The sequence below is a fragment of the Nonomuraea sp. NPDC049684 genome (genome assembly GCF_044465345.1).
GTDB lineage: Bacteria > Actinomycetota > Actinomycetes > Streptosporangiales > Streptosporangiaceae > Nonomuraea.
On record NZ_JBITLO010000011.1, the window covers coordinates 385,714 to 395,622 of the forward strand.

Below are 9,909 nucleotides of genomic sequence, written 5' to 3' on the forward strand. Positions count from 1 at the left end.
TCACCATGTCACGACGCGTCCTCACCCTGCTGCTCGCGGGGTTCTTCGTGCTCGCGCTGGGCGTGCTGGGCGCGTTCCGGCCGGTCCCGTACGTCGTGCTGAGTCCCGGCCCCACCGAGAACACCATCGGCGAGATCGACAAGAAGCCGGTGATCTCGATCAGCGGCCGGCAGACCTATCCCACCAGCGGCGCGCTGAGCCTGGTCACGGTGGCCTACCAGGGCGGCCCGGCCGCCCAGATCGACCTGCTGACCGCGCTGCGCGGCTGGCTCGACCCGACCGTCGCGGTGGTCCCGCAGGAGACGATCTTCCCGCCCGGCCGCGACGCGAAGAAGGTCGACGAGGAGAACGCGGTCGAGATGACCAATTCCCAGGACTCCGCCAAGGCCGCCGCGCTCAACGAGCTGAAGATCCACTACGACCGGGTCGTCACGGTGCTGTCCACCGAGAAGGGCAAGCCGGCCGACGGCAAGCTGCAGAAGGGCGACCAGATCAACGCGGTCGACGGCAAGCCGGCCACCGACTCGCAGTTCGTCGGCGACACCGTCAAGGCGCACAAGCCTGGCGAGACCGTGACCTTCAACGTGACCAGGGGCAGCCAGAAGCTCGACGTGTCGCTGCAGCCGATCGCCAGCAAGGACGGCAAGCCCCTCGTCGGCGTGCTCATGCAGGAGAAGTTCAAGTTCCCCTTCGACGTCGAGATCAACGTGGGCGACGTCGGCGGCCCGAGCGCCGGGCTGATGTTCTCGCTCGGCATACTCGACAAGCTGACCCCGGGTGAGATCACCGGGGGCAGGCGCATCGCCGGCACCGGCACCATCGACACCGAGGGCCAGGTCGGGCCCATCGGCGGCATCGCCCAGAAGATGGTGGGGGCCCGCGACTCCGGCGCGACCGTCTTCCTCACCCCCGCGGACAACTGCGCGGAGGCCATGAAGGCCGTGCCCGACGGCTTGCGCCTGGTCAAGGCCGACACGTTGCACGACGCGGTGCTCGCGCTCGACGCGCTGCGCACCGGGAAGGGCAATGTGCCCGCTTGTGAGGCCGGATGAAACTTCCGGCGAGCGCCGTGCGTTAGCCGTACGGCTGGCGCTGCAGTGTAAGTTGCCAGACACGGACCGTTTCTTCATCACGACGAGGGGTTGGCCTTGAGCTTCCGGACCCCAGGGGCCGGCAGGGCGATGCGCTTGCCACGCCGGCCGCGGCTGCTTCTGCCTGTGGCCATCGCGCTGGTCGCGATCGTGGCCCTGTTTTTTCTCTTTTCTGGGATTTATACCGACTACCTGTGGTTTGACGCGACCAACTACACGTCGGTCTTCTCCGGGGTGCTGCTGACCGAGATCGTGCTGTTCCTCGTCGGAGCGGTGCTCATGGTCGGCATCACGGGCGGCAACATGCTGCTGGCCTTCCGCACCCGGCCGATGTTCGGCCCCGCCGTGTTCGGCGGCGGCAGCGGAGCCGACCGCTATCGCATGGCGATCGACCCCCACCGCAAGCTGATCTTCATCGTCGGCATGGGCCTGCTCGCGCTCTTCTCCGGCTCCTCGTTCGCGGGGCAGTGGAAGACGTGGCTGCAGTTCGTGAACGGAGCCCCCTTCGACAAGAAGGACGAGCTGTTCGGCATGGACATCTCGTTCTTCATGTTCGACTACCCGTTCATCAGGATGGTGCTGAACTTCCTGTTCACCGCCGTGATCATCTCGATCGTCCTGGCCACGATCACCCACTACCTCTACGGCGGTTTCCGGCTGCAGTCGCCGGGCGTGCACGCCTCCAGGGCCGCGCGGATCCACCTTTCCGTGCTGCTCGGCGTGTTCGTCCTGCTCAAGGCCGTCGCCTACTACATCGACCGGTTCGGTCTGGTCTTCTCCGACCGCGGCTACGTGCACGGCGCGTCCTACACCGACGTCAACGCGGTGCTCCCGGCCAAGAACATCCTCGCGATCATCGCGTTGATCTGCGCCGCGCTGTTCTTCGCCGGCGTCGTGCGCCCCGGCGGCATGCTGCCCGGCGTCTCGTTCGGCCTGCTCGTGCTCTCGGCCATCCTGATCGGCGGCGTCTACCCGGCGCTGGTCGAGCAGTTCCAGGTCAAGCCCAACCAGCAGGTCAAGGAAGCCGCCTACATCGACCGGAACATCCAGGCCACCAGATCAGCCTACGACGTGAAGAACGCCGAAGTGATCGACTACAACGCCCAGGCCGACCCCACCAAGGTCAGCGCCGGCGGCGACGAGTCGGTGACCGGCGTGCGCCTGCTCGACCCGGCGCTGGTGTCGTCCACGTTCGAGCAGACCCAGCGCATCCGCGGCTTCTACGGCTTCCCCGACCAGCTCGACGTCGACCGCTACCCCGGCAAGGACGGCAAGCTGGTCGACCACGTGGTCGGCGTCCGCGAGCTGCTCGGCCCGCCCGCGCCCCAGAACAACTGGATCAACCGCGCGCTGGTCTACACCCACGGCTACGGCTTCGTCGCCGCGCCGGGCAACGAGGTCGACGCGGGCGGCCTGCCCGCCTACGACAGCAAGGACATGCCGGTCACCGGCGACCTCGCCGCCTCCACCGGCCTCAAGGAGTCGCGCGTCTACTTCGGCGAGAACCCCGGCTCCACCGAGTACGTCATCGCCGGCGGCAACCCCAAGGCCCCGCAGGAGCTCGACTACCCGGTCTCCGGCGGCCAGACCGGCCAGCAGAACACCACCTACACCGGCAAGGGCGGCGTGCCGATCGGCTCGGCACTCAACCGGCTCGTCTACGCCGCCAAGTACGGCGAGATGAACATCCTGCTGTCGGGCGACATCAACGACAACTCCAAGATCCTCTACGTGCGCAACCCGCGGGAGCGGGTGGAGAAGGTCGCGCCCTTCCTGACCCTCGACGGCAACGCCTACCCGGCGATCGTCGACGGCCGGATCACCTGGATCATCGACGGGTACACCACGTCCAACGCGTACCCGTACTCGCAGAGCGAGAGCCTCGGCGACATGACCCGCGACCTGGCCACCGACCGCCGCGTGGTCGCCCAGCAGCCGCTGGACGAGATCAACTACATCCGCAACTCGGTCAAGGCCACGGTCGACGCCTACGACGGCACGGTCACGCTCTACGCCTGGGACGGCAACGACCCGGTGCTGAAGACGTGGTCCAACGCCTTCCCCGGCACGATCAAGCCCGCCTCGCAGATGAGCCCCGACCTCCAGGCGCACATCCGCTACCCGGAAGACCTGTTCAAGGTGCAGCGCTACATGCTGTCGCGCTACCACGTCACCAACGCGGCAGCCTTCTACAGCGCCCAGGACTTCTGGAACATCCCCAGCGACCCCTCGCAGGGCAACCAGTCGGTCAAGCAGCCCCCGTACTACCTGACGGCGACGATGCCCGACGAGTCCGAGCCGTCGTTCTCGCTGACCACGACCTTCGTCCCACGGGAAGGCCCCAACCTGGCGGCCTTCATGGCGGCGGGCTCCACGGTGGGCAAGGACTACGGCAAGCTGCGCATCCTGCGCATGCCGTCCAACACCACGGTCCCCGGCCCCGGTCAGGCCCAGAACAACTTCCAGAACAAGTTCTCGGGCGAGCTGGGCCCCCTCGGTCTCGGCCAGGCCAACGTCAGGTACGGCAACCTGCTGACCCTGCCCTACGCGAACGGCCTGATCTACATCGAGCCGGTCTACGTGCAGACCAAGGCCGGCACCGGCCAGGAGCCGTACCCGATCCTGAGGCGGGTGCTGGTGGCGTTCGGCAACAAGGTCGGCTCGGGTGACACCCTCGACCAGGCGCTGGAGCAGGTCTTCGGCGGCGAGCAGCAGCAGCCGAACACCCAGCCCCAGCAGAGCACGCCCAACCAGACGAACACGTCGGCGATGAACACCGCCATCTCCAACGCCCAGAAGGCCTACGAGGACGCCCAGAAGGCCCTCCAGGCCAGCCCCCCGAACTGGGACGAGTACGGCAAGGCGCAGAAGCGGCTGGAGGAGGCGCTGAAGCAGATCGAGAGCGCCAACGCCAAGCCGGCGGCCACCCCGGCGCCCTCGGCCTCTCCCTCCGCCTCCCCGTCGGCGACGCCGTCCGCCTCGCCGTCCGCCTCACCGCCGGCCACGTCCACACCGACGCCGACACCCTCGGGCACACAGGCGGGAGGCACCACCTAGCCCGTTCGGTTTGCGCCCGCACCCCGTCGCCGATAGTCTTGAGAAGCAAGACAGCGACGCGGGGTGGAGCAGTTCGGTAGCTCGCTGGGCTCATAACCCAGAGGTCGCAGGTTCAAATCCTGCCCCCGCTACCAAGATTCGAGGTCCTGGCCGACGGCCAGGACCTCGTTGCTTTTCAGTGGCACCGCAGGTCCCATCCGGCATCGTCGGTCTCCACGACCTCGACCACCGCCGATGCGGGGTCGCCATCCTGGAAGTACACCCTGCCGTTGATCCGGTCGTAGTAGCTCGTGAGCTCGGCCTCGGGCAGCCTGGTGAGCAGCGAGAACCTGACCAGGAAGTCGCAGTGGTCGCCGTTGCCCTCCTGCACCCCCACCGACCCCTGGGCGCCGGCGGCGTTGAACGAGGTCTCGGGCGGCAGCGGATGGGCCAGGAGCCGATCCTTCATGTCCGCCAAGCGGAGATCATTCGCCCACATGGGCGCCATGACGAGCAGGGCCAGGGCGACGGGTGACGCGAGGAGCAGGATGCTCCGCCGACGGGGAAGCCGGCGCCGTGGCGGCAGGGGTGCGAGCAGCATGAGGCCCATGGTCTGCCGCCGACGCGCCCGGACAAGCCCGGCCGGGTCGGAGGAGTCCAGAAGGGCGGTATAGTTAATAACGACACACCGACGCGGGGTGGAGCAGTTCGGTAGCTCGCTGGGCTCATAACCCAGAGGTCGCAGGTTCAAATCCTGTCCCCGCTACCAATCCGAAGTCCCCGGTCGCCACACGGCGACCGGGGACTTCGTCGTTTCCGGACAAGTCTTGTCCTGCAACCTCGACTGCTGATTACATGATTACATGACGGAAAAAGACGTCCCGACCATCTACGAGTGGGCGGGCGGGACCGAGGCGTTCGAACGGCTGACCGAGGCGTTCTACCGGACCGTCCTCAAGGACGACCTCATCGGGCCGCTGTTCGCCCACATGGACCCCGAACACCCCAAATACGTCGCCATGTGGCTCAGCGAGGTCTTCGGCGGCCCTGACCGGTACACCCACGAACGCGGCGGATATCCCCACATGCTCGCCCACCACCTGGGCCGGGCCATCACCGAACCGCAGCGCCGCCGCTGGGTGAACCTCCTCATGGACGCCGCCGACGAGGTCGGCCTGCCCGACGACCCCGAGTTCAGGGCCGCGTTCGCCGGCTACATCGAATGGGGCACCAGGCTGGCCGTGCACAACTCCCAGCCCGGCGCGACCCCGCCCCCGAAGGCGCCGGTTCCGCACTGGGGCTGGGGAGTCGCGCCGCCGTACCAGCCGTAACCTGGAGAAATGGGAAGCACGTCGCGCGGGCGGCTGCGGGTCTACCTGGGCGCGGCGCCCGGCGTCGGCAAGACGTACGCCATGCTCAGCGAGGCCCGACGGGCCAGGGAACGCGGACGTGACGTGGTCGTGGGCCAGGTCGAGACCCACGGCCGCGACCAAGTCGCCCGCCTGCTCGACGGGCTGGAGACCGTGCCGGGCCGCACCGTCGTCCATCGGGGCGCCACGTTCACCGAGCTCGACGCCGACGCGGTCATCGCCCGCAGTCCCAAAACCGTGCTGGTCGACGAGCTCGCCCACACCAACCCGCCCGGCTCCCGGCACGCCAAACGCTGGCAGGACATCCAGGACATCCTGGACGCCGGCATCGACGTCGTCTCCACGCTCAACATCCAGCACCTGGAGTCCCTGCGCGACGTGGCCGAGCAGATCACCGGCCTGCCGCAGCGCGAGACCGTCCCCGACGACCTCGTCCGGCGGGCCGACCGGCTCGAACTCGTCGACATGTCACCCGAGGCCCTGCGCCGCCGTCTCGCCCACGGCAACGTCTACCCGCCGGAACGCGTGGACGCCGCCCTCGCCAACTACTTCCGCGTCGGCAACCTGTCCGCTCTGCGGGAGCTTGCCCTGCTCTGGGTAGCGGACCGGGTCGACCGGCAGCTCATCGCGTACCGGGCCGACCACGACATCGCGGGCACCTGGGAGGCCCGCGAGCGCGTCGTCGTCGCCCTCACCGGCGGCCCCGAGGGCGACACCCTTGTCCGCCGCGCCGCCCGCATCGCGGCCAGGACCAAGGGCGCCGACCTGCTCGCCGTGCACGTCACCCGGGCCGACGCCCTGTCCACCGCGAGCGACCCGGCCAACCTGACACGCCAGCGCAAACTCGTCGAGGACCTCGGCGGCACGTACCACCAGGTCGTGGGCGACGACATCCCGCGCGCGCTGATCGCGTTCGCCGACGGCGTGAACGCCTCGCAACTCGTCCTCGGCGCCTCCCGGCGGGGACGGCTCGCCCAACTGCTCACCCGCGGCGTGGGCATGACGACGGCCACGCTGTCCGGCTCGATCGACGTGCACATGGTCCCGCACGAGGCCGTCAGCGCAGGCTCCGGCCGGCCGCCGTCCGGGGGTGCGCTGACGCGTCGGCGCACGTCGGCCGGATGGGCCCTGACCCTTGCCGCCATGCCGGCGCTCACCGCCGTGATCGCGCCGCTCGACCTGAGCCTGCCCAGCGAGATCCTGCTCTTCCTGCTGCTGGTCGTCGGCGTCGCGCTGGTGGGCGGGATGTGGCCGGCGATCACGGCGGCGGTGCTCGCGTTCGGGCTGCTCAACTGGTTCTTCACGCCGCCGGTGCACACCCTGACCATCGCCGAGCCGGAGAATGTGCTCTCGCTGGCCATCTTCGTCCTGGTCGCGGCCATGGTGAGCACCGTCGTGGACCTGGCCGCCCGGCGCAGCAGAGAAGCGGCCCGGTCCAGGGCGGACGCCGAGGTGCTCTCCACACTGGCCGGACACGTGCTGCGCGGGGAGTCCGCGCTGGCCTCGCTGCTCGGACGGCTGCGCGAGACGTTCGGGCTGACCGCGGTGACCCTGCTCGAAAGGGACGATCCGTCGGGTGAGTGGCGCATCGTCGCCACGTCCGGCGGCCCCCCGATCACCACCCCGCCCGCCACCACACCGGACCGCACCGGGCCGGACGCCGGGAGCGGCGTGGTCACCATCGACGACCGGCTGGTGCTCGCGACCCGCGGCCGGCTGCTCGACGCCAGCGACCGCCGCGTCATGGAGGCGTTCGCCGCCGAGGCCGCCGTCGCCCTGCGCCAGGAACGCCTGCGCGAGGCGGCCGAGCGCGCCGAGCCGCTGGCCGAGGCCGACCGCATGCGCACCGCACTGCTCGCCGCCGTCGGCCACGACCTGCGCACCCCCCTCGCCTCGGCCATGGCCGCCGTGGAGAGCCTGCGCAGCACCGACATCGTCTGGTCCGACGACGACCGCGCCGAACTGCTGGCCACCGCCGGCGAATCCCTGATCAAACTGAACCGGCTCGTGTCGAACCTGCTCGACATGAGCCGCCTCCAGGCCGGCGTCCTGGGCGTCACCTTGCGGCCCGTCGCCGTCGAGGATGTGCTGCCGCGTGCCATCGACGACCTCGGCCCGCTGCGCGACCGGGTCAAAGTGACGTGCCGGCCGACCTGCCCGAGTTCCAGGCCGACCCGGCGCTGCTCGAACGCGTCCTGGTGAACCTGATGGCCAACGCCGTCCGCTACAGCCTCGAAGCCGAGCCCGTGCTGGTCACCGCGAGCTGGCACGGCGAACGCGTCGAACTGCGCGTCATCGACAGGGGGCCAGGAATACCCACGGAAGCGCATGAAAGGGTGTTCATGCCCTTCCAACGACTCGGCGACCGCGACAACCACACCGGCGTGGGCCTCGGTCTCGCACTCTCGCGCGGCCTCACCGAGGCGATGGGCGGCACGCTGCTCCTTGAGGACACCCCCGGAGGAGGGCTCACCATGACGGTCTCATTGAGGAGGGCCCCGTGACCCGCGTGCTCGTCGTCGACGATGAGCCCCAGATCCTGCGTGCTCTGCGCATCAACCTGGCGGCCAGGCACTACGAGGTCGCGGTCGCCCCCGACGGCGCGTCGGCGCTGCGCCAGGCCGCCGACTGGCACCCCGACCTGGTCGTCCTCGACCTCGGACTGCCCGATCTCGACGGCGTCGAGGTGATCCAGGGGCTGCGCGGCTGGACGAAGGTTCCGATCATCGTGCTGTCGGGGCGTACCGACAGCACGGACAAGGTGGACGCGCTCGACGCCGGAGCCGACGACTACGTCACCAAGCCCTTCGGCATCGACGAGCTCCTGGCCCGCATCCGCGCGGTGACCCGCCGCACGAACCAGCACGAAGAGGAACCCGCGACGGTGCGGCTGGGCGACCACGTGATCGACCTCGCAGGCAAGACGATCTCAGGTGGCGTACGGCTGACGCCGACGGAGTGGCACTTCCTGGAGATCCTGCTTCGCAATCCCGGCAAACTCATCAGCCAGCGGCAGCTGCTGAGCGAGGTGTGGGGCACCGGCTACCTGAAGGAGACGCACTACCTGCGTCAGTACATGGCCCAACTGCGCCGCAAGCTCGAACGCGACCCGGCCCACCCCGTGCACCTGCTGACCGAGCCCGGAATGGGATACCGGTTTCAGCCCTCCTGACCCCTGACCAGGACGACCGCCTTGAGCACGGCCCACCCGAGCAGCAACGCCCCGAAGAGCACCTGAGCGGCACGCACCCACAGGGAAGACACCTGGTCCGCATAGATCACAACACCGATCCACATCACACCAAATATCCCGACCAGGATGATTGCCGACCAGTTCAGCCCACGTTGCCACATACGCGCAGTCTTACAGCCGGGTGGCCAAGGCCGGGTATGGCCACAGTCCTCATCCGGTCCAAGCCTGAGCCGCTGGGGGATCAGCCCTGAGCGATCAGCGGCCGGGCCGGCTCACCGGGGGAGCGTCCGGTGCGCGCCGACGCATCGCCGCAGGCGCATCCCGCGCACCCGCACGACCGGCGGCTCCTGCGGTAGCTGCTGCTGCTGCTGCTGCTCCTCCTGCATGCAGGCGAGCAGCGCCTCAGCCGTACGGGCGTCGGACAGGATCTGCTGCACGGCGACCTCGTCCTCGGGCAGCTGACCGCGCTCGGCCAGCTCGCGCGTGAGGAAGGCGAGCGGGTCGGGCGCGCCGACCATGTCCGCGGCCACGGTCGTCCGCGCCGCCGTGAGCAGCCGCAGGTATTGGGTACGCAGGACGGCCTCGCGCACGCGTGCCTGTTCGAGGTCGTCGATCAGGGTCCGGGCGATGCGCAGGAGGTCTCCCGCATGGGTCGCCGGGTCGGCGAGGAAGGCACGGATGTCGTCGAACTCCGAGCGGGTCATGGCGGGCACCTCCGAGAGCGCAGTCTGCTCGTGGCTACCTTCGTACCGAGGCACGATTGCGGATGACTTGCTGACGGCTTGACTTCGGGTGTCGTGCGGGCGGCGATGACCAAGGTTTGACGATCTTGTGGCGAGGGAAGGACCCTACGATTACCTGTGTGGCGCGAAGTAGGTGCGGGAGACTGCTAGAGTTGCTTCGCGCAGGGCGGCCGAGGGGCTCGCAAGAGCCTCACCAGAAGCCCGGCAAATCCCACTCCCTTCTGGTTCATTCAAGACGGTTCAGAGCGGTCTGAATGAGCTGGTAAGTTAGAGGGGTTGTCCCGGAAGCGGGCGCGACTTAATTCCAGCAGGTCGAGTAAGTCCGGTCAATTTGACAGAGACTTGAACGGCTGAAAGAATTAAGACACAACGAAAGAACGCAAGACGAAATGAACGCCTCTGAACGAGGATCCGGGAACGGGTTCTGGTGAGGAAGTACGCGTCCGTTTCTTGAGAACTCAACAGTGTGTTAAAAG

Annotated in this window: 8 protein-coding genes and 2 tRNA genes; 8 read left to right on the top strand and 2 right to left on the bottom strand. The window is 68.6% G+C overall.

Going from position 1 to position 9,909, the window contains the following annotated elements:
- Nucleotides 1-5 precede the first annotated feature (5 nt).
- The 3 genes from ACIBST_RS32190 (at nt 6) to ACIBST_RS32200 (ending at nt 4,282) form a co-directional block, all read left to right on the top strand.
- Entirely contained in the window at nt 6-1,052 is a 1,047-nt protein-coding gene (locus ACIBST_RS32190) for a PDZ domain-containing protein (RefSeq protein ID WP_397177126.1), read from the top strand.
- A 129-nt stretch (nt 1,053-1,181) separates the two neighbouring features.
- Nucleotides 1,182-4,148 carry a UPF0182 family protein gene (locus ACIBST_RS32195; protein ID WP_397177127.1) on the top strand — a complete coding sequence of 989 codons (2,967 nt, stop codon included), beginning with the start codon at nt 1,182-1,184 and terminating at the stop codon, nt 4,146-4,148.
- A 57-nt stretch (nt 4,149-4,205) separates the two neighbouring features.
- Nucleotides 4,206-4,282: transfer RNA gene (locus ACIBST_RS32200), tRNA-Met, on the top strand.
- A gap of 41 nt (nt 4,283-4,323) precedes the next feature.
- Here ACIBST_RS32200 and ACIBST_RS32205 read toward each other — a convergent pair.
- Nucleotides 4,324-4,596: a hypothetical protein gene (locus tag ACIBST_RS32205; RefSeq protein ID WP_397177129.1), complete on the bottom strand. Its 273-nt coding sequence runs from the start codon at nt 4,594-4,596 to the stop codon at nt 4,324-4,326.
- A gap of 223 nt (nt 4,597-4,819) precedes the next feature.
- On the opposite strand from ACIBST_RS32205, the gene ACIBST_RS32210 reads away from it, so the two are divergent.
- From ACIBST_RS32210 to ACIBST_RS32230, 5 genes are all read left to right on the top strand, one after another.
- Nucleotides 4,820-4,896 (top strand) — tRNA-Met (locus ACIBST_RS32210).
- Between the two features lie 94 nt (nt 4,897-4,990).
- Nucleotides 4,991-5,458 carry a group II truncated hemoglobin gene (locus tag ACIBST_RS32215; RefSeq protein WP_397177131.1) on the top strand — a complete coding sequence of 156 codons (468 nt, stop codon included), beginning with the start codon at nt 4,991-4,993 and terminating at the stop codon, nt 5,456-5,458.
- A 9-nt stretch (nt 5,459-5,467) separates the two neighbouring features.
- Nucleotides 5,468-7,699: a DUF4118 domain-containing protein gene (locus ACIBST_RS32220; RefSeq protein ID WP_397177133.1), complete on the top strand. Its 2,232-nt coding sequence runs from the start codon at nt 5,468-5,470 to the stop codon at nt 7,697-7,699.
- Entirely contained in the window at nt 7,639-8,001 is a 363-nt protein-coding gene (locus tag ACIBST_RS32225) for a sensor histidine kinase (protein ID WP_397177135.1), read from the top strand. Before ACIBST_RS32220 ends, ACIBST_RS32225 begins: the two co-directional genes overlap by 61 nt.
- A complete protein-coding gene (locus ACIBST_RS32230; protein ID WP_397177137.1) occupies nt 7,998-8,669 on the top strand; it encodes a response regulator in 672 nt (223 codons plus the stop codon). Before ACIBST_RS32225 ends, ACIBST_RS32230 begins: the two co-directional genes overlap by 4 nt.
- Before the next feature lie 293 nt (nt 8,670-8,962).
- On the opposite strand, the gene ACIBST_RS32235 is transcribed toward ACIBST_RS32230, so the two are convergent.
- Nucleotides 8,963-9,394 carry a hypothetical protein gene (locus ACIBST_RS32235; RefSeq protein ID WP_397177139.1) on the bottom strand — a complete coding sequence of 144 codons (432 nt, stop codon included), beginning with the start codon at nt 9,392-9,394 and terminating at the stop codon, nt 8,963-8,965.
- Nucleotides 9,395-9,909: the final 515 nt, after the last annotated feature.